Annotated in this window: 21 protein-coding genes; 19 read left to right on the top strand and 2 right to left on the bottom strand. The window is 71.6% G+C overall.

All coding sequences use genetic code 11. The features are described 5' to 3' along the window. The first annotated feature begins 67 nt into the window (after positions 1-67). The 12 genes from dapA (at position 68) to dapF (ending at position 13,602) form a co-directional block, all read left to right on the top strand. The gene (dapA, locus tag QUG98_RS00320; protein ID WP_289468681.1) at positions 68-1,045 is read left to right on the top strand and encodes a 4-hydroxy-tetrahydrodipicolinate synthase; all 978 of its coding nucleotides are present in this window, start codon (positions 68-70) and stop codon (positions 1,043-1,045) included. Between the two features lie 44 nt (positions 1,046-1,089). Next, entirely contained in the window at positions 1,090-2,766 is a 1,677-nt protein-coding gene (locus QUG98_RS00315; RefSeq protein WP_058730182.1) for a ribonuclease J, read from the top strand. A 163-nt stretch (positions 2,767-2,929) separates the two neighbouring features. Then, a complete protein-coding gene (locus tag QUG98_RS00310; RefSeq protein ID WP_289468680.1) occupies positions 2,930-5,950 on the top strand; it encodes an FtsK/SpoIIIE family DNA translocase in 3,021 nt (1,006 codons plus the stop codon). Between the two features lie 5 nt (positions 5,951-5,955). Next, positions 5,956-6,591 carry a CDP-diacylglycerol--glycerol-3-phosphate 3-phosphatidyltransferase gene (gene pgsA / locus QUG98_RS00305; RefSeq protein ID WP_289468679.1) on the top strand — a complete coding sequence of 212 codons (636 nt, stop codon included), beginning with the start codon at positions 5,956-5,958 and terminating at the stop codon, positions 6,589-6,591. After that, the gene (locus QUG98_RS00300) at positions 6,564-7,118 is read left to right on the top strand and encodes a CinA family protein (protein WP_289468678.1); all 555 of its coding nucleotides are present in this window, start codon (positions 6,564-6,566) and stop codon (positions 7,116-7,118) included. Before pgsA ends, QUG98_RS00300 begins: the two co-directional genes overlap by 28 nt. A gap of 154 nt (positions 7,119-7,272) precedes the next feature. Then, positions 7,273-7,581 (top strand): helix-turn-helix domain-containing protein, encoded by a 309-nt coding sequence (locus tag QUG98_RS00295; protein WP_058742950.1) that lies wholly within the window; start codon positions 7,273-7,275, stop codon positions 7,579-7,581. Between the two features lie 63 nt (positions 7,582-7,644). Further along, positions 7,645-7,869 (top strand): DUF3046 domain-containing protein, encoded by a 225-nt coding sequence (locus tag QUG98_RS00290; protein ID WP_289468677.1) that lies wholly within the window; start codon positions 7,645-7,647, stop codon positions 7,867-7,869. 257 nt (positions 7,870-8,126) lie between these two features. After that, on the top strand, positions 8,127-9,188 hold the full coding sequence (gene recA / locus QUG98_RS00285; RefSeq protein WP_058728394.1) for a recombinase RecA: 1,062 nt from the start codon (positions 8,127-8,129) through the stop codon (positions 9,186-9,188). After that, the gene (locus QUG98_RS00280; RefSeq protein ID WP_289468676.1) at positions 9,185-10,171 is read left to right on the top strand and encodes a regulatory protein RecX; all 987 of its coding nucleotides are present in this window, start codon (positions 9,185-9,187) and stop codon (positions 10,169-10,171) included. Before recA ends, QUG98_RS00280 begins: the two co-directional genes overlap by 4 nt. A gap of 95 nt (positions 10,172-10,266) precedes the next feature. After that, positions 10,267-11,760, top strand: coding sequence for a tRNA (N6-isopentenyl adenosine(37)-C2)-methylthiotransferase MiaB (gene miaB, locus QUG98_RS00275; RefSeq protein ID WP_289468675.1), 1,494 nt, complete (start codon positions 10,267-10,269; stop codon positions 11,758-11,760). Next, complete coding sequence (gene miaA / locus QUG98_RS00270; RefSeq protein ID WP_289468674.1) at positions 11,747-12,715, top strand: tRNA (adenosine(37)-N6)-dimethylallyltransferase MiaA; 969 nt, start codon at positions 11,747-11,749, stop codon at positions 12,713-12,715. Before miaB ends, miaA begins: the two co-directional genes overlap by 14 nt. Beyond that, the gene (dapF, locus tag QUG98_RS00265) at positions 12,712-13,602 is read left to right on the top strand and encodes a diaminopimelate epimerase (protein ID WP_289468673.1); all 891 of its coding nucleotides are present in this window, start codon (positions 12,712-12,714) and stop codon (positions 13,600-13,602) included. Before miaA ends, dapF begins: the two co-directional genes overlap by 4 nt. Before the next feature lie 13 nt (positions 13,603-13,615). Here the strand turns inward: dapF and QUG98_RS00260 are convergent, their stop codons facing one another. Beyond that, positions 13,616-14,230 carry a class I SAM-dependent methyltransferase gene (locus QUG98_RS00260; RefSeq protein WP_289468672.1) on the bottom strand — a complete coding sequence of 205 codons (615 nt, stop codon included), beginning with the start codon at positions 14,228-14,230 and terminating at the stop codon, positions 13,616-13,618. Positions 14,231-14,291: 61 nt separating this feature from the next. Between QUG98_RS00260 and hflX the strand changes: the two genes are divergently transcribed. Then, positions 14,292-15,830 carry a GTPase HflX gene (hflX, locus tag QUG98_RS00255; protein ID WP_289468671.1) on the top strand — a complete coding sequence of 513 codons (1,539 nt, stop codon included), beginning with the start codon at positions 14,292-14,294 and terminating at the stop codon, positions 15,828-15,830. A gap of 196 nt (positions 15,831-16,026) precedes the next feature. On the opposite strand, the gene lexA is transcribed toward hflX, so the two are convergent. Next, positions 16,027-16,671, bottom strand: coding sequence for a transcriptional repressor LexA (gene lexA, locus QUG98_RS00250; RefSeq protein ID WP_137766902.1), 645 nt, complete (start codon positions 16,669-16,671; stop codon positions 16,027-16,029). A 235-nt stretch (positions 16,672-16,906) separates the two neighbouring features. Between lexA and QUG98_RS00245 the strand changes: the two genes are divergently transcribed. The 6 genes from QUG98_RS00245 (at position 16,907) to QUG98_RS00220 (ending at position 21,576) form a co-directional block, all read left to right on the top strand. After that, entirely contained in the window at positions 16,907-17,281 is a 375-nt protein-coding gene (locus QUG98_RS00245; RefSeq protein WP_058728400.1) for a LysM peptidoglycan-binding domain-containing protein, read from the top strand. Positions 17,282-17,426: 145 nt separating this feature from the next. Next, positions 17,427-18,551 carry a histidinol-phosphate transaminase gene (locus QUG98_RS00240; RefSeq protein WP_289468670.1) on the top strand — a complete coding sequence of 375 codons (1,125 nt, stop codon included), beginning with the start codon at positions 17,427-17,429 and terminating at the stop codon, positions 18,549-18,551. Beyond that, positions 18,548-19,150 carry an imidazoleglycerol-phosphate dehydratase HisB gene (gene hisB, locus QUG98_RS00235; RefSeq protein WP_289468669.1) on the top strand — a complete coding sequence of 201 codons (603 nt, stop codon included), beginning with the start codon at positions 18,548-18,550 and terminating at the stop codon, positions 19,148-19,150. Before QUG98_RS00240 ends, hisB begins: the two co-directional genes overlap by 4 nt. Further along, positions 19,147-19,782 carry an imidazole glycerol phosphate synthase subunit HisH gene (gene hisH, locus QUG98_RS00230; RefSeq protein WP_289468668.1) on the top strand — a complete coding sequence of 212 codons (636 nt, stop codon included), beginning with the start codon at positions 19,147-19,149 and terminating at the stop codon, positions 19,780-19,782. The genes hisB and hisH overlap by 4 nt, the downstream gene beginning before the upstream one ends. 208 nt (positions 19,783-19,990) lie before the next feature. Further along, the gene (gene priA, locus QUG98_RS00225) at positions 19,991-20,737 is read left to right on the top strand and encodes a bifunctional 1-(5-phosphoribosyl)-5-((5-phosphoribosylamino)methylideneamino)imidazole-4-carboxamide isomerase/phosphoribosylanthranilate isomerase PriA (RefSeq protein WP_289468667.1); all 747 of its coding nucleotides are present in this window, start codon (positions 19,991-19,993) and stop codon (positions 20,735-20,737) included. A 5-nt stretch (positions 20,738-20,742) separates the two neighbouring features. After that, positions 20,743-21,576, top strand: a complete 834-nt coding sequence (locus QUG98_RS00220; RefSeq protein WP_289468666.1) for an SseB family protein — start codon at positions 20,743-20,745, stop codon at positions 21,574-21,576. Positions 21,577-21,720: the final 144 nt, after the last annotated feature.

Here is a 21,720-nt window from a genome sequence, read left to right as displayed (position 1 = left end):
GTCCGCGAGCCGCGCACCGTCCGAGCGGACGGCGGTCCTCGCGCGCATCCCCGGTACGCTGGTGCGCGTGTCCCCGCGTGAGAATCCCTTCGGTCAGGTCCTCGTCGCCCTCGTGACGCCGTTCACGGCCGACGGCGAGGTCGACTGGCCCGGCGTCGAGCAGCACATCGACGACTGCATCACCGCCGGCGCCGACGGCATCGTCGTCACCGGCACCACCGGCGAGACGAGCACCCTGACCGACCCTGAGAAGCTCCGCCTGGTCGAGGTCGGCAAGTCCGTCGCCGCCGGTCGCGCGAAGATCATCACGGGCGGCGGCTCGAACGAGACCGCGCACGCGATCCACCTCTACAAGCAGAGCGAGAAGGCCGGCGCCGACGGTGTGATGATCGTCACGCCGTACTACAACAAGCCGACCCAGGCGGGTGTGCTCACGCACTTCCGGATGATCGCCGACGCCACCGACCTGCCGGTGATCCTGTACGACATCCCGGGCCGCACGGGCATCCCGATCACGTACGAGACCATCGTGCGGGCGTCGCACCACCCGAACATCCTCGCGGTGAAGGACGCCAAGGGCGACTTCGCCGAGGTCTCCCGGGTGCTCAACAACACCGACCTCATGTACTTCTCGGGCGACGACACGAACGTGCTCCCGCACCTGTCGATCGGCGCGACGGGCCTGATCGGCGTCACCGCGAACATCACGAGCACGCCGTACCGCACGATCGTCGACGCCGTGAACCGCGGCGACCTGGCGGCCGCCACCGCCGAGCACAAGCGCGTCGAGCCGCTCGTCCGTGCGATCATGACCCACGTTCCCGGCACGGTCGCCGCGAAGTACGTGCTGCACGGGCTCGGCCGCATCGGCAGCCCGCGCGTCCGGCTGCCGCTCGTCGGCCCCGAGGACACCGAGGCCTACGCCATCGAGACCTCCCTCGAAGCGGTCCGGGACATCCCCGGCGCCGACTTCTCGAACTTCCGCCCGGACCGCAACGCGGCGGCCGGCGGCGCACTGCCGAAGGTGCCAGGCACCACACGTTAGGAAGACCGCGGCGCCGGAGCGCGTCGCACGACAGTCAGGACCGAATGCCCACCCAGATCTCCACACCGCAGCCGCTCGAACCCGGCACCCTCCGCGTCATCCCCGTCGGGGGCCTCGGCGAGATCGGTCGCAACATGACCGTCTACGAGTTCGACGGCAAGCTGCTCATCGTCGACGCCGGCGTGCTCTTCCCCGAGGAGCACCAGCCGGGCGTCGACCTCATCCTCCCCGACTTCGGGCCGATCCGGGACCGCCTCGACGACGTCCTCGGCGTCGTGCTCACCCACGGCCACGAGGACCACATCGGTGCCGTGCCGTACCTGCTCAAGCTCAAGGCCGACATCCCCCTGATCGGCTCCACGCTGACCCTCGCGCTCGTCGAGGCGAAGCTCAAGGAGCACCGGATCAAGCCCTACACGCTCGTCGTGCAGGAGGACCAGACCGAGCAGCTCGGCCCGTTCCACCTCGAGTTCGTGGCCGTGAACCACTCGATCCCGGACGCCCTCGCCGTCGCGATCACGACCCCGGCCGGCCGCGTGCTGCACACGGGTGACTTCAAGATGGACCAGCTGCCGCTGGACGACCGGATCACCGACCTCCGTGCCTTCGCCCGCCTGGGCGAGCAGGGCGTCGACCTGTTCCTGCCGGACTCGACGAACGCCGACGTGCCGGGCTTCACCGCCCCCGAGCGCGACATCGGACCGGTGCTCGAGAACGTCATCTCGCGTGCCCGCAAGAAGGTCGTCGTCGCGAGCTTCTCCTCGCACGTGCACCGTGTGCAGCAGGTCCTCGACGCCGCCGCTGCGACGAACCGCAAGGTCGCGTTCATGGGCCGGTCGATGATCCGCAACATGAACATCGCCGCCGAGCTCGGCTACCTGCGGGTGCCGGACGACGTGCTCATCGACACCAAGAAGGCGAAGAACGTCCCCGACGACCAGATCGTCTACATGTCGACCGGCTCGCAGGGCGAGCCGATGGCCGTCCTGGCGCGCATGGCGAACCTCGAGCACCAGATCGAGATCGGCGAGGGTGACACCGTCATCCTCGCCTCGAGCCTGATCCCGGGCAACGAGAACGCCGTCTACCGCGTGATCGACGGCCTGACGAAGCTCGGCGCCAAGGTCGTGCACAAGGGCAACGCGAAGGTGCACGTCTCCGGGCACGCGTCCGCCGGCGAGCTCCTGTACTGCTACAACATCCTGCGTCCGCGGAACGTGCTGCCCGTGCACGGCGAGCACCGTCACCTGTACGCGAACGCCGACCTGGCGATCCAGACGGGTGTCCCGCCGCGCAACGTCATCCTCGGGCAGGACGGCATCGTCGTCGACCTCAAGGACGGCGTCGCGAGCGTCGCCGGACAGCTCGACATCGGGTACGTCTACGTCGACGGCTCGACCGTCGGTGAGATCACCGACGCCGACCTCAAGGACCGCCGCGTCCTGGCGGAGGAGGGCTTCATCTCGATCTTCTGCGCCGTCGACTTCACGACCGGTCAGTGCGTCGTCGGGCCGGAGATCCAGTCGCGCGGTTTCGCCGAGGACGACTCCGTCTTCGACGACGTGCGCCCGCAGATCGCCAAGGCGATCGCCGAGGCCGCGGCGAACGGCACGCGCGACGCGCACGCCTTCAGCCAGGTCGTCCGCCGGACCGTCGGCCGTTGGGTCAACACCAAGCACCGTCGTCGTCCGATGATCGTCCCGGTGGTCATCGAGGCGTAGGCACCAGCACGGCAACCGGCCGGGAGGCACGGCGAGCGTTCCCCGGGAACGCTCGCCGTGCCTCCCGGCCGTCGTCACGTCCGGGGCCGGTCGGCGCCGGTCGGCCGACGGAGCGCGGCGGGGCATCCACGGAATGTCCCGAGCGGGGATTAGGCTCCGTCGCATGGCCGGAGGCACCAAGTCGACCACGCGCTCGCGCGCGTCCACGTCGTCCCGCGGGAGCGGGTCGCGCGGCACGTCGCGCACGCAGGCCACGACGAAGAAGCTGCCGCAGGCCGCGCCCACGCCGGTGTTCCGCGAGCAGAACCCGGTCGTGACCACCTGGCTCGCGATGGCGCACGGTGTCGGCGCGCTGTTCCGCCTGCTCGGCAAGGAGACCCTCGCCAAGGACGAACGCCGCGACGGCTTCCCGTTCCTGCTCTTCGTCCTCGCGCTCGCGGGCGGGGTCGTCGAGTGGCTCAACCCCACGAACCCGCTGTCGGTCACGCTCGACGCCTACACGTTCGGCGGCCTGTTCGGGCGGCTGGCGGTCGCGCTGCCCGTCATCATGATCGTGTTCGCCGGCTGGCTCTTCCGACACCCCGCGTCGGTGCACGACAACACCCGGATCGGCATCGGCCTCGGCCTGATGCTCGTGTCCATCGCATCGCTCTGCCACGTGTTCGGCGGACAGCCGAGCGCGTCCGACGGCATGGTCGCCCTGGCCGCCGCGGGCGGTGTCCTCGGCTGGGTCGTGATCAGCTGGCTGGTCGCGGTCGCCACGGTGTGGGTCGCGGTACCGGTCGCGGTGGTGCTGCTCGTGCTGTCGCTCTTCATCATCACGAAGACCCCGCCGAACAGGACCGGTCGTCGCCTGCACGAGCTCTACGCGTACCTGTTCGGAGCACCGGCCCCGGCGGCCGAGGACGACGTCGCCACCGAGGCCGCCGCCGCGCCGGCCGCACCGCGGGCGCGCACGTCGAAGCGTCGCACGAAGGACCAGACCGACTTCCCGCTCTTCGAGGACCTCGGCTTCGAGGACGAGCAGCGCGCGGACGACGGCGACGCGGCCGCGAGCACCGTCCCGTGGTGGCGGCGGAACAAGTCCGGACGGGAAGAAGATCCGGCGTACGACAGCCCGGTGCTGCCTGCGTCGGCGACCCAGGCGGCCCCGGGCGCTCCCGCGGCGAGCCCGAACGCCGGTGCAGCCGCCGGGCTCGTGGACCACACACCCGCCGTACCGGCCTCGGTCAACCTCAACGACTCCGTCGAGCACGAGGACGTGCACGGCGAGCAGCAGGTCGAGCAGGACCTCGCAGTGGCCGAGCAGGCACTCCGCGACTTCGGCGCTCCGGTGCCGGAGCAGCCCGCGGCCGTCGCTCGTCCCGACGCCGGGGTGTCGCCGGTCGTCTCGCCGACGGCGCCCGAGCCCGAGCCCGAGGCCGCGTCCGGGTCCGCCGGTGACGGCCTGCCCGCCGCCACCGCCGCGGACGAGGACCCCTCGGCCCCCTACCGGCTGCCCGCGGCGACCACCCTCAGCGCCGGCACGCCGTCGGTCGCCCGCAGCCAGGCGAACGACGACATCGTCGCGGCCATCACCGGCGTGCTCACCGAGTTCAAGGTGGACGCGAAGGTCACCGGCTTCTCCCGCGGACCGACCGTGACGCGGTACGAGATCGAGCTCGGCCCGGGCGTCAAGGTCGAGCGCGTCACGGCGTTGTCGAAGAACCTGTCGTACGCCGTCGCGTCGAACGAGGTCCGCATCCTGTCGCCGATCCCCGGCAAGAGCGCGATCGGCGTCGAGATCCCGAACACGGACCGCGAGATCGTCTCCCTCGGCGACGTCCTGCGCTCCGGTGCGGCCACCAAGTCGAAGCACCCGATGACCATCGGTGTCGGCAAGGACGTCGAGGGCGGCTTCGTCGTCGCCAACCTGGCGAAGATGCCGCACCTGCTCGTCGCGGGCTCCACGGGCTCCGGCAAGTCGGTGTTCATCAACTCGATGATCACCTCGCTGCTCATGCGCGCGAAGCCGTCCGAGGTCCGCATGGTCCTCGTCGACCCCAAGCGCGTCGAGCTGTCGATCTACGCCGGGGTCCCGCACCTCATCACGCCCATCATCACGAACCCCAAGAAGGCCGCCGAAGCGCTGCAGTGGGTCGTGAAGGAGATGGACATGCGGTACGACGACCTGGCGTCGTTCGGCTTCCGGCACGTCGACGACTTCAACAAGGCGGTCCAGAACGACGAGATCGTCCTGCCCGCCGGCAGCGAGCGGAAGCTCAAGCCGTACCCGTACCTGCTCGTCGTCGTCGACGAGCTCGCGGACCTGATGCTCGTCGCCCCGCGCGACGTCGAGGAGTCGATCGTCCGCATCACCCAGCTCGCCCGTGCCGCCGGCATCCACCTCGTGCTCGCCACGCAGCGTCCTTCGGTCGACGTCATCACCGGGCTCATCAAGGCCAACGTCCCGTCGCGCGTCGCCTTCGCGGTGACGAGCGTCACGGACTCGCGGGTCATCCTCGACCAGCCGGGCGCGGACAAGCTCATCGGCCAGGGTGACGGGCTCTTCCTGCCGATGGGATCGTCGAAGGCCGTCCGGGTGCAGGGCGCGTGGGTGCAGGAGAGCGAGGTCGCCGAGGTCGTCGCGCACGTCACCCGGCAGGCCCGCCCCGAGTACCGCCAGGACGTCCAGGCGGTGGTCGAGCGCAAGGAGATCGACGCCGACATCGGCGACGACCTCGAGCTGCTGCTCGCCGCCGTCGAACAGGTCGTCTCGACGCAGTTCGGCTCGACGTCGATGCTGCAGCGCAAGCTCCGCGTCGGGTTCGCCAAGGCGGGTCGCCTGATGGACCTCATGGAGTCGCGGGACATCGTCGGTCCGTCCGAGGGCTCCAAGGCGCGCGACGTGCTGGTCACGCCCGACCAGCTCCCCGGGGTGCTCGCGAAGCTCCGTGGCGAGGAACCGCCGACGGACGCCGTGTCCCCGCCCCGGCCAGGAGGCACTGCTCCCGTCGACGGGACCGGCTCAGCTCCGACCGCGGTCGGGTCCGGTGCTCCTGCCGTGCCCACGGCGCCCGGCACCGGCGGCCAGGACGACGACCGGTACGGTGCCGACCCGGTGGCGGACATGACCCGCGGGTACCCTGAGGTCGAGGACGACGGACCGGACGAGGACGCGTGGGGACTGACGGGCAGGGAGTGAGCGACATGACCAGCTCGGAGACCACACACGGGGCACGGTTCCCGTGGCGCGGACGGCTGCTGCGCAAGGGCGAGGGCCCGGCATCGACCGCCAACGTCGCGAACGTCATCACCGTGGTGCGCATCCTCATGGCGCCGCTGTTCTTCGTGATGCTGCTCGCCGACGGCGGCCAGGACACCTCGCTGCGCGTCTGGGCAGCGGTCGTGTTCGTCGTCGCGATCGTGACGGACAGCGCCGACGGGATCATCGCCCGGCGGCAGAACCTGGTCACCGACTTCGGCAAGCTCGTCGACCCGATCGCCGACAAGGTCCTGATCGGCGGTGCCCTCGTCGCGCTGTCGATCCTGGGCGAGCTGCCGTGGATCGTCACCGTGTTGATCATGGCGCGGGAGATCGGCATCACGGTGTTCCGCTTCGCCGTGCTGTCCGACCGGGTGATCCCGGCGAGCCGCGGCGGCAAGATCAAGACCGTGCTGCAGGCCGTCGCGATCACGCTCGCGCTCTTCCCGTGGTGGAACGTCGTCGGTGACCTGGCGCACTGGGTGAACGGCATCCTGATGACCGCGGCGCTCCTGGCGACGGTGCTCAGCGGCGCGGACTACCTGTGGCAGGCATGGAAGCACAACCGCAGCGCAGCGTGACGCCCACCGGCCCCGACCCGGTCCGGTCGTCCTCCGTCGAGGTACTCGCAGAGCGGGTCGTCCGGACACTCACCGCCCGCGGGGAGACGGTCGCGGTGGCCGAGTCGCTGACCGGCGGCCTCGTGGTGTCGACCCTCGTCGGTGTCCCGGGCGCGAGCGCCGTCGTGCACGGCGGGGTCGTCGCCTACGCAACCCCCGTCAAGGCGTCCGTGCTCGGGGTGGACGCCGACCTGCTCGCCGCGAACGGCGCCGTGGACCCCGAGGTCGCCCGCCAGATGGCCGCGGGTGTCCGGACGGCGCTGGCGGTCGACGGTCGCTCCGCCACGTGGGGGATCAGCACCACCGGTGTCGCCGGACCGGACCCGCAGGACGGCAAGCCGGTGGGGACCGTCTTCGTCGGCGTCGCGTCCGCGGAGCGCAGCGTGGCCACGCAACTGCACCTCGAGGGGGACCGGGCAGCAATCCGGTGGGCCACCGTCTCCGAACTCCTGGCACGGATGACGATCGAGATCGACGGCGGGGAATAGCCCCTGTTGCCACTGGGTTACATCCCACGCAATCTCCAGCAGAGCGGCAGCCGACGTGGTTAGCATGCTGCGAACGGCAACGCTACTGTTGCTGGACCCGACCCCGGTCACCCGGACCAGGCGGGCGCGGAGACGACAGAGAGGAGGAGTCCCCATGGTTCTCGTTCGTCAGGAGATCGGCGATGTCCTGCGAGACTTCCGCTTGCAGAAGGGCCGGACCCTCCGTCAGGTCGCGTCCAAGGCCAGTGTGGCGCTCGGGTACCTGAGCGAGGTGGAGCGCGGCCAGAAGGAGGCCAGTTCCGAGATCCTCGCTTCGGTGGCCGATGCCCTCGACACCCCGATCTCGACCATCATGCGCGAGGTCGGCGACCGTCTCGCAGTGGTCGAGGGGCTCACCCCGGTCCCCGACACGCTGCCCGACGACCTCGTCGCCGAGTTCGACAACGACCTCGCGGTGCGCTGACGCACCACCCCTCGAACGCCCTCGCCGGACTCCGGCGGGGGCGTTCGTCGTTACGCTGGTCCGATGCGCGTGAGTGAGTTCTGGCGAGCCGTCGACCAGGTGTTCGGCGATGCCTACGGAGCCGTGGTGGCCCGCGACGTCGTGCTCGAGGAGCTCGGCGGGCGGTCGGCGGCGGACGCGCTCGACGCCGGCATCGACGCGCGGCGGGTCTGGGAGGCCCTGTGCGACTCGCAGGACGTGCCGCTCGACAAGCGGCACGGCAAGGGTCTGGCGGAGCCGCGCGACTGAGGTCCTCGTCCGAAACTGTGTTCGGCGTGTTGCTCGAACGCGTGTTCGATCGGTGCTAGGTTCCTGCACAACGGCGCTGTCCCGGACCCTCGTCCACAGATCGCGCGGCTGCAGGCAGTGATGTCGGTGGCCCGCCCTAGGTTCGAGGACATCGGGAACAGCCCGAAGCCTTGTCGCCGAGCACCAGCCCTGCACCACCGGCTGGGGCGGACGCGACAGCCTACAGGCGGCCGACACCGAGCACGAAGGAGCACCCCATGCCATCACCCGCAGACCGCGAGAAGGCCCTCGAGACCGCACTCGCCCAGATCGACCGGCAGTTCGGCAAGGGGACGGTCATGCGTCTCGGCTCGGACGAGCGCGCGCCGGTCGCCACCATCCCGACCGGGTCCGTCGCACTCGACGTCGCGCTCGGCATCGGCGGACTCCCGCGGGGTCGCATCATCGAGATCTACGGGCCGGAGTCGTCGGGTAAGACGACGCTGACCCTGCACGCCATCGCCAACGCCCAGCGTGCCGGTGGCATCGCGGCGTTCATCGACGCGGAGCACGCACTCGACCCCGAGTACGCGAAGAAGCTCGGCGTCGACATCGACGCGCTGCTCGTCTCGCAGCCCGACACCGGTGAGCAGGCGCTCGAGATCGCCGACATGCTCGTCCGCTCGGGTTCGATCGACCTGATCATCGTCGACTCGGTGGCCGCCCTGGTGCCCCGCGCCGAGATCGAGGGCGAGATGGGTGACTCGCACGTGGGTCTCCAGGCCCGCCTGATGTCGCAGGCCCTGCGCAAGCTCGCCGGTGGGCTGAACCAGACGCAGACCACGATGATCTTCATCAACCAGCTGCGCGAGAAGATCGGCGTGTTCTTCGGCAGCCCGGAGACCACCGCCGGTGGTAAGGCGCTGAAGTTCTACGCATCGGTGCGCCTCGACATCCGTCGCATCGAGACGCTGAAGAGCGGGACCGACGCCGTCGGCAACCGCACCCGCGTCAAGGTCGTCAAGAACAAGATGGCGCCGCCCTTCAAGCAGGCCGAGTTCGACATCCTGTACGGCACGGGCATCTCGCGAGAGGGCTCGCTGCTCGACTTCGGTGTGGACCACGGCATCGTGAAGAAGTCGGGTGCCTGGTACACCTACGACGGTGACCAGCTCGGGCAGGGCAAGGAGAACTCGCGGTCCTTCCTGATCCAGAACCCGGACATCGCGGCCGAGATCGAGGGCAAGATCCTCGCCAAGCTCGGTGTCGGCGGCGCCAAGGCCGACGCGGCTCCGGTCGAGTCGATCGCACCGAAGCTGGCGGAGCGCAAGGGCGCGTGACCGGAGCAGACGACCACGACGAGGGCCTCGCTCCCGTCACCGACCTGTTCGGTGCGCGGTCCCGTCGTGGTCGACGCACGACGCCGGCGGACACTGACACGGACACGGACCGGGACCCGGATCCGATCGAACCGGACGCCGTCACCGGGCTCGACGTGCCAGGGGATGCGGACCGGTCGTCCGACGACGACTGGGCACCCGACTCGATGCTGCTCGGCGACGACGAGCGGCGCTTCGGGCCCGTGCCCACCCGTGCTCCGGCGGAGGACGACCGCCCCGCAGCGATCCCGTTCCGCGGGCAGCAGCCCGAGGCCGAGTGGGTGTCCCCGGTGGTCGGTGACGGTTCCGGCCGGAGTGCCCGTGCCGAGCAGCACGGGTACGACGACGACACCGCGGACGCGGCGACGGCATCCGTCTTCGCCATCGCGAGCGGTGACGAGATCGACCCGGCCGACGCCCCGCGACCGCTCGACGAGCAGCGCGCCGACGCCGAGCGCGTCAGCATGCGGGCGCTCGGTCGCAAGGGAGTCAGCGAGTCCGAGATGCGGCAGCTGCTGACGAAGCAGAACCTCGACACGGAGGTCGTGGAGCACGAGGTCGCCCGACTGGTGCGAGTGGGCCTGCTCGACGACGTGGCCCTCGCGACCGACCTGGTCGACCGGCTGCACGAGCGCAAGGGCCTCGGCCGCCAGGGTGTCGTCGGCGAACTGCGGCGGCGCGGGATCGACCAGGCCGCGATCGACGCGGCGCTCGAGGCCTCGGCGGACGACGCGGACGACGAGTTCCTCCGCGCGAACGAGCTCGCCGAGAAGCGCGCGCGGCAGCTCCGCGGCCTCGACCGTGCAACCGCCGAACGGCGCCTGAGCGGCTTCCTGATTCGCAAGGGCTACGGCGCGGGCGTCGTCCGCGTCGCCGTGGAGCGGGCGCTCGACGGGCCGCCGCGTCGCGCTCCGTCGGGCGGTGGGACCGTCCGGTTCGAGTAGCGCTGCGGCGCCCGTACCGCGCGGTCCTGCGTCCCGACCCGACGTCCGCTCCGACGCTCTCGCGGCGGCCGTGGTCGACCTACACTGGGACGATCATGGCCACCGTCGAAGCCCGCCCCAGAACCTACGAGGTCCGCACCCACGGGTGCCAGATGAACGTCCACGACTCGGAGCGCCTGAGCGGATCGCTGCAGGCCGCCGGGTACGTCGCGGCCGACGGCGGCCAGGCGGACGTGGTCGTCATCAACACCTGCGCCGTGCGCGAGAACGCGGACAACCGGCTCTACGGCAACCTCGGGCAGCTCGCGGGGATCAAGCGCGAGCACCCGGGCATGCAGATCGCGGTCGGCGGATGCCTGGCGCAGAAGGACAAGAACGTCATCCTCGAGAAGGCACCGTGGGTGGACGTCGTGTTCGGCACGCACAACATGGGGTCACTCCCGACCCTGCTCGAGCGGGCGCGCCACAACGACGAGGCGCAGATCGAGATCCTCGAGGCGCTCGACGTCTTCCCGTCGACCCTGCCCACCAAGCGCGACTCGACGCACAGCGGGTGGGTGTCGATCTCCGTCGGGTGCAACAACACCTGCACGTTCTGCATCGTGCCGTCGCTGCGCGGCAAGGAGAAGGACCGCCGTCCCGGCGACGTGCTCGCCGAGATCCAGGCGCTCGTCGACGACGGTGCGATCGAGGTCACGCTCCTCGGGCAGAACGTCAACTCGTACGGTGTCGAGTTCGGCGACCGCCAGGCGTTCGGCAAGCTGCTGCGCGCTGCCGGGCAGATCGAGGGCCTCGAGCGCATCCGCTTCACGAGCCCGCACCCGGCCGCGTTCACCGACGACGTCATCGACGCGATGGCCGAGACGCCGAGCGTGATGCCGCAGCTGCACATGCCGCTGCAGTCCGGCTCGGACCGCGTGCTCAAGGCGATGCGCCGGAGCTACCGCAGCGAGCGCTTCCTCGGCATCCTCGACCGGGTGCGGGCGAAGATCCCGCACGCGGCGATCTCGACCGACATCATCGTCGGGTTCCCCGGTGAGACCGACGAGGACTTCGAGGACACCCTGCGCGTCGTCGAGCAGTCACGGTTCGCGTCGGCCTTCACGTTCCAGTACTCCATCCGCCCCGGCACGCCGGCGGCGACGATGCCGGACCAGCTGCCGAAGGCGGTCGTGCAGGAGCGGTACGACCGTCTGATCGCCCTGCAGGACCGCATCACGGCCGAGGAGCACGCGAAGCAGGTCGGTCGGAGCGTCGAGGTGCTCGTCGCGACCGGCGAGGGCAAGAAGGACGACAGCACGCACCGGCTGTCCGGACGCGCCGAGGACTCGCGCCTGGTGCACTTCGCCGTGCCCGCCGGGTCCGAGGTCCCGCGCCCGGGCGACGTCGTCACGGTCGAGGTCACCCGCGCGGCCCCGCACTTCCTGATCGCCGACGACGAGGGCCCCCTGCGCATCCGCCGGACCCGCGCCGGTGACGCCTGGGACCGCGCGCAGGCAGACAGCTGCGGCGTGCCGACCCCGTCCGCCCCGGCCGCCGGGCCGCGTCCGGTGTCGCTCGGGCTGCCGAGCCTCCGTGTCGGACGCTGACCGGGCGGTTCCCGCGGTCGGGCGGGGCGACGACTCGACCCCCGACCTGATCGCGGTCGTCGGTGCGACCGGCACCGGGAAGTCCGCGGTCGGTCTCGCCGTGGCCGAACGACTGCGCGCGTCCGGTCGGCCCGCCGAGGTCGTGAACGCCGACGCCATGCAGCTCTACCGCGGCATGGACATCGGGACCGCGAAGCTCTCGGTCGAGGAACGGCGGGGCATCCCGCACCACCAGCTCGACGTTCTCGCGATCACCGACGAGGCGAGCGTCGCGGCCTACCAGCTCGACGCCCGCGCGGACGTCGAACAGATCACGGCGGACGGCGGCACCGCGGTGCTCGTCGGCGGGAGCGGGCTCTACGTCTCCTCCGTCCTGTTCGACCTCGCGTTTCCGGGGACCGACCCCGAGCTGCGCGCCGAGCTCGAGCGCGAGCACGCCGAGCAGGGCCCGAACGCCCTCCTCGCGCGCCTGCGGGCCCTGGACCCGGCGGCCGCGGCCGACGTCGACGCCCGCAACCCCCGTCGCCTGATCCGCGCCGTGGAGATCGCGAGCCGGTCCGAGGTCGTGACCCCGCGCCTCCCGTCCGTGCCCCGTGCCTGGCGACCCGCTCGGGTGCTGCACCTGCACCGCGAGCGCAGTGGACTCGTCGCGTCGCTGCACGCACGCGCCGAGCGGATGTTCCGCGACGGGCTCGTCGACGAGGTGGAGGCGCTCCGGGCCGACGGTCTCGAACAGGGACGCACCGCGCGCGCAGCGATCGGGTACTCGCAGGCGCTCGACGTGCTGCACGGTCGTGCGACGACGGCCGAGGCGGTCGAGGCCACGGCGGTCGCGACGCGCAAGTACGCCAGGCGGCAGGTGTCGTGGTTCAAGCGGTACGACGCCGAGGTCGTCGACGTCAGCGGTGCCGACGTCGCGGGGCTACAGGCCGTGGCCCGTAGGATCGTGCCGTGACCGAGCTGCACTTCACGAAGGGCCAGGGGACGGGCAACGACTTCGTCCTGTTCGCCGACCCGGACGCCACGGTCGACCTGACCCCCGAGCGCATCCGCGCGATCGCCGACCGACGCTTCGGTGTCGGGGCCGACGGGGTCATCCGGGCCGTGCGCTCGGACGCGCTGCCCGAGGGGCGTCCGCTCGTCGCGGTCGAACCCGCCGCGACGTGGTTCATGGACTACCACAACGCCGACGGCTCGGTCGCGGAGATGTGCGGCAACGGCATCCGCGTGTTCGCCCGCTACCTGACCGAGTCCGGGCTCGTCGACCTGGCGCCGGGGGAGACGCTCACGGTCGGCAGCCGCAAGGGACTCGTCGACGTGCAGCGCACCACGAACGGCTTCTCGGCGGACCTCGGACGCTGGGGGCTCGGCATCGAGGGTGGCGGGGCGAACGACGTGACCGTCCGGGCGAAGGAGCTCGACGGCGCGCGGCCGGGGCTCGGCATCGACGTCGGCAACCCGCACGTCGTCGTGGCCGTCGCGACCGAGGACGAGCTCGCCGAGGTCGACCTGACCTACATCCCCATGCTCGACCCGGCTCCCGAAGCGGGCGCGAACGTCGAGTTCGTGCTGCCCAGCGACCCGCTGGTCAAGGACGGCGTGGGGGAGATCACCATGCGCGTGCACGAGCGGGGGAGCGGCGAGACGCTGTCCTGCGGCACCGGCGCGGTCGCCGCAGCGCTCGCGACGCGGTACTGGGCGGGCCCCTCGGCGCCCGACACCTGGCGCGTGCGGGTGCCGGGCGGGGTCGTCACGGTGCGGATGTTCGCCGCCGAGGACGGCGAGCACGTCGCGCTGGCCGGTCCCGCGGAGCTCGTGTTCTCGGGCGACCTGACGGTCTGACGCCGGCCGGCCCCTACTCTGCGGTGCGCCGCACCCGGATCACCCGGAAGCCCTTGTCCGTCGAGGCCCGCGTGACCTGGAACCCGTCGCCGAGCGCGTCGCCGAGCCAGCGCTGCAGGGAGTCCCCGCCGAGGTCCTTCGACACCACGAGCCAGGCGTCGCCGCCGACCTCGAGCCGGGGCAGCCACGTGAGCAGGATCGCGTGCAGCTCGTCCTTGCCCACCCGGATCGGCGGGTTCGACCAGATCGTCCGGAAGCGCAGGTCCGCGGGGACCTCGTCCGGCAGGCCGACCGTGACGTTCGACACCCCTGCCGCGACGGCGTTGCGTGCCGCGAGCCCGAGGACGCGTTCGTTCACGTCCACGCCCCACACCTGTGCGTCCGGGGACTCGAGCGCCATCGTGATCGCGATCGGGCCCCACCCGCAGCCGACGTCGAGCAGCGCGCCGTCGGACGCGGGCGGCGGCACCGAGCCGAGGAGCACCTTCGTGCCGCGGTCGACGCCGTCCGGGCTGAAGACCCCGGCCGCGGTGGACAGGGTGAGCGGCTGCCCGGCGAGCGTGACGTGCACCTGGCGCTCACGGATCTCCGAGGACGGGTTCGCGGAGAAGTAGTGGTCGTTCGCCATGGAAGAACCGTAGCGGGGAGCCCGTGTGTCCCGGGCGTGGCGGCGGTACCCTGTGGAGAAGATGACGGAAACCACCATGAACGACGGACGATCCGACGACAGCGCCGAGGGTGTCGTGGAGCGCGTCCTCCGCAATGCCGAGACCCGGGCCTCGTCGGCGATCTTCGCTCCCGCCCAGGCCATCCAGACACGATCGGTCGACGAGCACGGCTGGTCCGGCGACGGCGACCAGTACGAGCGTGAGGACCGCGCCGCCCTGCGCCGCGTCACCGGCCTCTCCACCGAGCTCGAGGACGTCACCGAGGTCGAGTACCGGCAGCTCCGGCTCGAGCGGGTCGTCCTGATCGGCGTGTACCCCCAGGGCGACGCCCAGGACGCCGAGAACTCCCTGCGTGAGCTCGCCGCCCTGGCCGAGACCGCGGGTGCCGTGGTGCTCGACGGACTCCTGCAGCGTCGGCCCACCCCCGACCCGGCGACCTACCTCGGCAAGGGCAAGGCCGAGGAGCTCGCCATGGTCGTCAAGGCGACCGGCGCCGACACGGTCGTCGCGGACACCGAGCTCGCCCCCTCGCAGCGACGTGCGCTCGAGGACGTCGTGAAGGTGAAGGTGATCGACCGCACCGCCGTGATCCTCGACATCTTCAGCCAGCACGCCACCACGCGGGAGGGCAAGGCCCAGGTCGAGCTCGCACAGCTGCAGTACCTGCTGCCGCGTCTGCGTGGTTGGGGTGAGTCGATGTCCCGTCAGGCCGGTGGTCAGGTCTCCGGCGGTGCAGGCATGGGCTCCCGTGGTCCCGGTGAGACGAAGATCGAGCTCGACCGCCGTCGCATCAACACGCGGATGTCGAAGCTCCGTCGTCAGATCGCCGGGTTCCGCCCGGCGCGCGAGGCCAAGCGCGCCGACCGGCACCGCAACGAGGTGCCGAGCGTCGCGATCGCCGGCTACACGAACGCCGGCAAGTCCTCGCTGCTGAACCGGCTGACGAGCGCGGGCGTCCTGGTGCAGAACCAGCTGTTCGCCACCCTCGACGCCACCGTGCGCCGGACCGAGAGCAGTGCGGGCCGCGAGTTCACCTTCGTCGACACGGTCGGCTTCGTGCGGAACCTGCCGCACCAGCTGGTCGAGGCCTTCCGCTCCACCCTCGAGGAGGTCGGCGAGGCCGACGTCATCGTGCACGTGGTCGACGGCTCGCACCCGGACCCGGCCGCGCAGCTCGCGACCGTCCGTGACGTGATGGGCGACGTCGGCGCGCGGGACATCCCCGAGGTCGTCGCGTTCAACAAGGCGGACCTGATCGACGATGCACAGCGACTCGTGCTCGTCGGGCTCGTCCCGGACGCGGTGTTCGTGTCCGCTCGCACGGGTGAGGGCGTCCCGGAACTCCTCGCAGCGATCGAGGCCCGACTGCCGGAGCCGGACGTCGAGCTCACCGTGGTGATCCCGTACGACCGCGGCGACCTGGTGTCGTCGCTGCACGACGCCGGCGCGGTCGAGACGACCGACTACGTCGAGGACGGCACGCGCCTGCGGGTGCGCGTCTTCCAGCGCCAGGTCGCGGAGCTCGACCCGTACGTGGTCGCGCCGGTCGCGACGGTCTAGGCCCCGGACCCACACCGGGACGGACGGGAGGCGCGGTGCCGGCTGGCACCGCGCCTCCCGTCCGTCGTCGGTGCCGTCGTCAGTTGCCCCCGAACCGGACGAACCAGGTACCCGACATCGAACCAACCGATCGGACTGGTTCGATGTCGGTTCCCTGGTTCGACGGCGGGGCCCCGCTCGTGCGGTCCCCGCGGGGTCAGATCGAGCGGAGCACCGCGACGACCTTGCCGAGCACGGTGGCCGCGTCGCCGAGGATCGGCTCGAACGCCGAGTTCCGCGGGAGCAGCCACGTGTGGCCGTCGCGCTGGCGGAACACCTTGACGGTCGCTTCCTCGTCGAGCATGGCGGCGACGACGTCCCCGTTGTCCGCGGTCTGCTGCGACCGGACGACCACCCAGTCGCCGTCGCAGATCGCCGCGTCGATCATCGACTCGCCGACGACCTTGAGCATGAAGAGGTCACCCGTGCCGACCAGCTGGCGGGGGAGCGGGACGATCTCGTCGACGTGCTGCTCGGCCGTGATGGGGACACCGGCGGCGATGCGTCCGACGAGCGGGACGAGGGTCGTGGCGTCGACGTCCGGGGTGTCCACGTCGGGGGTCGGCTCGTCGACCAGGACCTCGAGCGCCCGCGGGCGGTTCGGGTCGCGGCGGATCCAGCCGCCGAGCTCGAGCTGGCCGAGCTGGTGGGAGACGCTGGAGAGCGAGGAGAGTCCGGCGGCGTCGCCGATCTCGCGCATGCTCGGCGGGTAGCCCCGGCTGGCGATCGACGCACGGATCGCGTCGAGGATCGCCTGCTGCTTCGCCGTCAACGGCTTCTGGACCCGCAGTTCGTCCGCCACGTCGTACCGCCCTTCGTCGGTGCCGGGCGGTCGCGCAGGAATGTCGGTGGTCCCCGCTTGACTCGTCCCAGTCGATCGAAACAGTATCCGACCGCATCCGGCCGGACAAACACCTGTTCGAGCGTGTCGGCAAGAAATCCCGCAGGAATCCCTTCCTGGGACTTGTGTGGGCTGGCATTCGAAACTATGTTCGGTACACGACTTCGGTTCCTCCGAACGGGAAGGCAAGAACGACATGAGCACCATCGCCATCGCTGACCAGCGCACCGCGACGCCCGCCGTCCGTACGCGCCTGCGCATCACGCGTCGCGGCCGCATCGTCCTGACGACGCTCGCGGCCCTCCCCGTCTTCCTGGTCGTCGCCCTCTCCGTGCTGAACGGCGGACAGGCCTCGGCCGGTGACTCCTCCCGTGCCGGTGCACCCGTGCACTTCGAGACCGTCACCGTGCAGCCGGGCGAGACCCTGTGGCAGCTGGCGGAGGAGACCGCACCGCAGGCCGACCCCCGCGACTTCGTGCAGGACGTCGTGAGCCTCAACGCGCTCGACGGTTCCACGCTGCAGGCTGGCGAGCAGATCGCCATCCCGGCGAAGTACACCGCCGGCAACTGACCGGATCGGCGGACGCCGCCCGCCGGACGGTTCCCGGGGCAGGGACCGCTCGTCCACCTGCTGCTCGTCCTGCTGCTCGTCCATCGGCCGTGCCACCGTCCGGACGGCCGGTCGTCCCTCGCGGGCCGCGGCCTACGATGGATCGGTGGACACCACGCTCGAAGACCTCCCGATCCGTGACGACCTCCGCGGGCAGAGCCCGTACGGCGCCCCGCAGAAGCACGTGCGCGTGCAGCTCAACGTCAACGAGAACACGCATCCCGTCCCCGAGGACGTCGCCGAGGACATCGTCGCCTCGATCCGGCAGGCCCTGACGACCGTGAACCGCTACCCCGACCGCGAGTTCACCGAACTCCGCGAGTCCCTCGCCGGCTACCTCAACGGTGGGCTGTCCACCGAGCAGCAGCTCGCCCCGGCGCAGCTCTGGGCGGCGAACGGGTCGAACGAGGTGCTGCAACAGCTGCTCCAGGCCTTCGGCGGCCCGGGCCGGTCGGTGCTCGGGTTCCCGCCCACGTACTCGATGCACTCGATCCTCGCTTCCGGCACCGGCACGCGGTGGATCCCGGCCCAGCGCGACGACGAGTTCCGCATCGCGCCGGAGACCGTCGTCGCGGCCATCGAGGAGCACCGTCCCGACATCGTGTTCCTGTGCGGTCCGAACAACCCGACGGGCACGCCGCTCGACATCGAGACCATCCGCGCCGCCTACGACGCGACCGACGGCATCGTGATGGTGGACGAGGCCTACGCCGAGTTCATGCCGGCCGACGCCCCGAGCGCGATCACCCTGCTGCCCGGCCGCCCGCGACTCGTGGTGTCCCGCACCATGAGCAAGGCCTTCGCCTTCGCCGGCGCCCGCGTCGGGTACCTGGCGGCGGACGCGGCCGTCGTCGACGCCCTCCGCCTGGTGCGCCTGCCGTACCACCTGTCGGCCCTGACGCAGGCGGCTGCCGTCGCCGCGCTCCGGCACGCCCCCGCCATGCTGGCGATGGTCGACGACATCAAGCAGCAGCGCGACCGCATGGTCACCGAGCTGCAGGCGATGGGGTACCGCACCTACGAGACCTGGTCGAACTTCGTGCTCTTCGGCGGGGTGGCCGACCCGCACGCCGCGTTCGAGGCCCTGCTCGACCAGGACGTCATCGTCCGCGACCTCGGCATCCCGAACCACCTCCGGGTGAGCGCGGGGACCGAGGAGGAGACCACCGCGTTCCTCGATGCCATGCGCCGCGTGGCCGCCGACCAGCCGCCGGTTAGGGTTGTTGCATGACCGCCCGCACCGCCTCGATCAGCCGGAGCACGAGCGAGTCGAGCATCGAGCTCTCGCTCGACCTGGACGGCACCGGTTCGTCCGACATCTCGACGAGCGTGCCGTTCTTCGACCACATGCTGACGGCCTTCAGCAAGCACTCGCTCATCGACCTGCGCGTGCGCGCGACGGGCGACACCGACATCGACGTGCACCACACCGTCGAGGACACCGGCATCGTGCTCGGTCAGGCGCTGCGCCAGGCCCTCGGCGACCGCGCCGGCATCGGCCGCTACGGCGACGCCCTCGTGCCGCTCGACGAAGCCCTGGCGCAAGCCGTGGTCGACGTGTCCGGGCGCCCCTACCTCGTGCACTCCGGCGAACCCGAGGGCTTCGCGTTCCACCGGATCGGCGGGCACTTCACCGGGTCGATGGTCCGCCACGTGCTCGAGGCGATCACGTTCAACGCCGGCATCACCGTGCACGTCCGCGTGCTCGGTGGTCGTGACCCGCACCACATCGCCGAGGCCGAGTTCAAGGCCCTCGCCCGCGCGATGCGCCGCGCCGTCGAGCTCGACCCCCGGGTCGACGGCATCCCGTCGACGAAGGGGAAGCTGTGACCGCGAAGCCGAACGTCGTCGTCCTCGACTACGGATCGGGCAACGTCCACTCGGCGGCGAAGGCCCTCGAGCGCGCGGGCGCCGAGGTCACCCTGACCGACGACAAGCAGGCCGCGCTCCGTGCGGACGGGCTGCTCGTCCCGGGTGTCGGCGCGTTCGCAGCGGTCATCGACCAGCTCGAGGGCGTCCGCGGCGGTGAGATCGTCGACCACCGCCTGGCGGGTGGACGACCGGTGCTCGGCATCTGCGTCGGCATGCAGGTCATGTTCGCCCGGGGCGTCGAGCGCGGCGCCGACGTCGAGGGACTCGGCCAGTGGCCGGGCGTCGTCGAGGAGATCCAGGCCGAGGTCCTGCCGCACATGGGCTGGAACCGCGTCGATGCGCCCGAGGACTCCGTGCTCTTCGACGGCCTGCACGACGAGCGGTTCTACTTCGTCCACTCGTACGGCGTGACGGACTTCCCGCTCGATGCCTACGGCCCCTTCCGTGCCCCGCGGCTGACCTGGGCGGAGCACGGGCAGCGGTTCGTCGCGGCGGTCGAGAACGGGCCACTGACGGCGACGCAGTTCCACCCGGAGAAGTCGGGGGAGCCGGGGATCCGGCTGCTGCGGAACTGGGTCGACTCGCTCTGACCCGGCCGTCCACCGGACGCAGGCGGGTCGGACGGACGCGCACCGCGCCTCCCGGCCGCCACCGCACCAGCCGCCACCCGGCCGCCTCCGCACCGGCTGCCGCCAGATCGGCCGCCACCGCACCGGCTGCCGCCACCCGAGCAGCCGCCACGGGCCACGACGGCCACCGGACCGGCCGCACCACCTCCCACCGAGAACCGACAGGACCATGACCGACCTCACCGCGACCCCGCCCCTCGTCCTGCTGCCCGCCGTCGACGTCGTCGACGGACAGGCCGTCCGCCTGACCCAGGGCGAGGCCGGCAGCGAGACCTCGTACGGCGACCCGGTCGCCGCGGCCCGCACCTGGCGCGACCAGGGCGCCGAGTGGATCCACCTCGTGGACCTCGATGCGGCGTTCGGTCGCGGGGACAACCGCGAGGTGATCGCGAAGGCGATCCGTGAGGTCGAGGGCGTCTCCGTCGAGCTCTCCGGCGGCATCCGCGACGACGCGTCCCTCGAGGCGGCGCTCGCCACGGGCGCGGCCCGCGTGAACCTCGGCACGGCCGCGCTCGAGAAGCCCGACTGGGCCGCCCGGGTGATCGGGGAGTACGGCGAGCAGATCGCGGTCGGCCTCGACGTGCGCGGCACGACCCTGGCGAGTCGCGGGTGGACCGAGGACGCCGGTGACCTGTGGGAGGTGCTCGACCGGCTCGAGGCCGCCGGGTGCGCCCGTTACGTGGTCACCGACGTCACGAAGGACGGCACGCTGCAGGGGCCGAACGTCGACCTGCTCCGCGCCGTCTGCGACCGTACCGACCAACCCGTCGTGGCCTCCGGCGGGATCTCGACGCTCGACGACCTCCGTGCGCTGCGCGAGCTCGTGCCGAACGGCCTCGAGGGCGCGATCATCGGCAAGGCCCTGTACTCCGGCGCCTTCACGCTGCCGGCCGCCCTCGACATCGCCTCCGAGTAGTCCCCGTGGCGGGCATCTCGAACGGCCGCGGCACCGGGCCCGACGCTCCGGAGCCGGGCGCGCACGACGACGCCCACACCCCGGGCGGCGCCGCGGACTCGGCGGGCAACCCGTGGGCCGGACGGACGTTCGACGCCCACGACGACGCCTACGCCGACGACGACGGCCTCGCGGACCCGGCGGTCGTCGCGGCGATCACGGCCCTGCAGCAGGGCGGGTCGCAGCGTGCGGTCGTCGAGGCCCTGCGCGGCGCACGGCTGCTCATCCCGCTCGTCGCCGAGGCCGGTGACGTCGGGCACACCGCCGAGGGGAAGCTCGTCGACAAGACCCAGGAGCTGTCGATCGTCACGGTCGCCGGGCCGGACGGGCGCAGTGTGATGCCGGCCTTCACGTCGGCCGAGGCGATGCGGTCGTGGGACGCCACCGCGCGCCCGGTGCCGGCGGACTCGCGCCGGGTCGCGATGGCGGCGGCGAGCGAGGAGACGCAGCTCGTCGTCCTCGACCCGACGGCACCGACCGAGTTCGTGCTCCGTCGGCCCGCCGTGTGGGCGATCGGGCAGGACCTGCCGTGGACCCCGTGCTTCGAGGACCCGGAGGTCGGGCAGGCGTTCGCAGCCTCCGTCGCCGACGAGCCCGCCGTGGCACGCGTCGAGCTGTCTCCCGGCGACCCGCTCGGCAGGTTCGCCGGTGCCGAGCTGACGGTCGGCCTGGCGCTGCACCCGGGGCTCGACCAGGCGGCGGTCCAGACGCTCGTCGGTCGACTCCAGCAGCGCTGGACCGCGGACGCGGTCATCGCGGACCGGGTGGACAGCATGCGCGTCGCGCTGCGGCCCGCCTGACCCTGTCGATGCGATCGCGTGTGGTGCGCGTGGTCCGCGGAGGCGACAGTGTCCGCCCGACGGTCGCGGGGACCCTGTCGCGCTGCCGGACGACTCGAGCACGAGTGACGTGGCCGGGAGGCGCAGTGCAGCGCCGCCCCGTCC

Source organism: Curtobacterium subtropicum (assembly GCF_030362975.1).
Lineage (GTDB): Bacteria > Actinomycetota > Actinomycetes > Actinomycetales > Microbacteriaceae > Curtobacterium > Curtobacterium subtropicum.
This window is presented reverse-complemented; position numbering and strand designations above follow the sequence as displayed.

Excerpts from the sequence above, each read along its gene's own strand:
- QUG98_RS00300 (WP_289468678.1), top strand. The coding sequence starts at position 6,564 with ATGGAAGCACAACCGCAGCGCAGCGTGACGCCCACCGGCCCCGACCCG.
- hflX (WP_289468671.1), top strand. The coding sequence starts at position 14,292 with ATGACGGAAACCACCATGAACGACGGACGATCCGACGACAGCGCCGAG.
- QUG98_RS00310 (WP_289468680.1), top strand. The coding sequence starts at position 2,930 with ATGGCCGGAGGCACCAAGTCGACCACGCGCTCGCGCGCGTCCACGTCG.
- hisB (WP_289468669.1), top strand. The coding sequence starts at position 18,548 with ATGACCGCCCGCACCGCCTCGATCAGCCGGAGCACGAGCGAGTCGAGC.
- QUG98_RS00315 (WP_058730182.1), top strand. The coding sequence starts at position 1,090 with ATGCCCACCCAGATCTCCACACCGCAGCCGCTCGAACCCGGCACCCTC.
- QUG98_RS00295 (WP_058742950.1), top strand. The coding sequence starts at position 7,273 with ATGGTTCTCGTTCGTCAGGAGATCGGCGATGTCCTGCGAGACTTCCGC.
- miaB (WP_289468675.1), top strand. The coding sequence starts at position 10,267 with ATGGCCACCGTCGAAGCCCGCCCCAGAACCTACGAGGTCCGCACCCAC.
- QUG98_RS00290 (WP_289468677.1), top strand. The coding sequence starts at position 7,645 with ATGCGCGTGAGTGAGTTCTGGCGAGCCGTCGACCAGGTGTTCGGCGAT.
- QUG98_RS00260 (WP_289468672.1), bottom strand. The coding sequence starts at position 14,230 with ATGGCGAACGACCACTACTTCTCCGCGAACCCGTCCTCGGAGATCCGT.
- pgsA (WP_289468679.1), top strand. The coding sequence starts at position 5,956 with ATGACCAGCTCGGAGACCACACACGGGGCACGGTTCCCGTGGCGCGGA.
- recA (WP_058728394.1), top strand. The coding sequence starts at position 8,127 with ATGCCATCACCCGCAGACCGCGAGAAGGCCCTCGAGACCGCACTCGCC.
- priA (WP_289468667.1), top strand. The coding sequence starts at position 19,991 with ATGACCGACCTCACCGCGACCCCGCCCCTCGTCCTGCTGCCCGCCGTC.
- QUG98_RS00245 (WP_058728400.1), top strand. The coding sequence starts at position 16,907 with ATGAGCACCATCGCCATCGCTGACCAGCGCACCGCGACGCCCGCCGTC.